Origin of the sequence: Bartonella sp. B10834G3, from assembly GCF_016102505.1 — a bacterium.
In the GTDB taxonomy this organism is placed as follows: Bacteria; Pseudomonadota; Alphaproteobacteria; order Rhizobiales; family Rhizobiaceae; genus Bartonella; species Bartonella choladocola.
On the sequence record NZ_JACFOM010000011.1, the window covers coordinates 1 to 1674 of the forward strand.

Sequence of the window (1674 nt, forward strand, 5' to 3'; positions counted from 1 at the left end):
AAACCGGTGACAGCGGAACATAAACCGTATCCCCCACCGTTACCTTGTCAAAGCCGTTCTTGAAGAAGCGATCCAGATTGAGACGACGCAACCCCTCAACACTCAAATTATAGCGCTTGGCAACGCTATCAAGCGTGTCGCCGGACACCAGCACATAGGCGCGTGTCATGATCGGCGTTGAATAGGTATCATTTAACGAGGAGCTACCATAACTAGCAGGATTCAAACCCTGGGATTGATAATCACCACCCTTATAACTCGCACCGTAATAAGAGTTGCTACCATAAGCCCCCTCATACTGACGATCACGGCTTCTCTGGGCTGCATCCGCCTGCGCTATCGTAAGAAGAAATGTCGAACAAACATAAAAGAATATCGTAAGCCACGAAATCGTTTTGTTTCTAAAACGACTTAAAAAATCACCCCACATATTCATGATCTACCCCGATAATGACACTTTTCTCACAGCTTCGATTTTTATTATAGTAATGAATTATATTTTTCCGATCGATTCTTTTAAATAACTACACGACGGAATCATATGATGATGTTTAAGGTATTTAATTACATATTTCCACTTATTTTTATTATAAAAATAATTTTTTTAAAACGCTTTAATTTGAAATTTTTTACCAAAATAACGTATTTTTATGAATATTTTTTATCTATAATTAATTAAATTTCAAATTGATAATATCGCCGTTTGTTTTTTCAATTCATTTTTTTAATTATTTATAATTTAATTAATAACAAAAAATAATATAACGTTATTTATTTGGCTTTTATTTATTTCTTATTTTACTATTATAATATTTTTAATACATTTAATTCATTTTTTTAAATATTTTTTAATTATATAATGCATTTTTTCCATTCATATATTTTTTTCTAAATTGATAATAATCAATTACGTATCCAATTATCTATTATACACTTATTTGTTTGCGTGATGAAGAATGGATATTTGTATTTTTTTTCTGCCTTTTATGACGAAGAGAATACCCTCCAATACTTTCGGTTAAATTTTATTTTTTTGTCATATACTATTTTTTCTGTGACGCGTGCTATTTTTTGTAACACGCGGCAACAATTAATAAGGTTTATGAACATCGTGATGACCTGTCGAACCGGCTTGTCTTCACATTTTTGAATGTTTGAAAAGTATGATGCCATTTTTCAGGTAAACGACACCACCAGAACCTGACTTATTTTCACCGTGATTGTAAATGAATGTTTAGAACTCACTCTACTTAAACTCATTTCTACTTAAACATAGAACCGATATTTTATGTCTATCACATTTAAAACCGGATATCCATCTATAAAACAAATTATATTATTAATGCAATACTCATTTATATTAACAAGATAACTTCATTTTGAGTTTTTCTTAAGTTATATACTACTACGAATATTGTCTAATCATCAATGTTTATTCATCTATTCTCGGTATGAGTTTAATTAAACGTATTTACATTTCTAGGAAAGAAATTCCATTATTTTGTCGGCGCAAAAAATAATAAAAACCCGCATAAACAGAGTTCTTGATAATGAGTGAAAACCATTCACATATAAGCAATTATTTTCACATGTAATATGTCATGCTCAAAAAGAATAGTTGCCTAGTTCAAGCACGGATTTTGCCAATAGCCGCCATTCGGCTTGTCCCAGACG

At 31.2% G+C, this 1674-nt stretch carries 1 protein-coding gene; it reads right to left on the bottom strand.

All coding sequences use genetic code 11. The features are described from left to right. Window positions 1-436: LysM domain-containing protein (locus tag H3S94_RS11725; RefSeq protein WP_198241175.1), on the bottom strand; the 436-nt coding region annotated here is incomplete at its 3' end. Window positions 437-1674: the final 1238 nt, after the last annotated feature.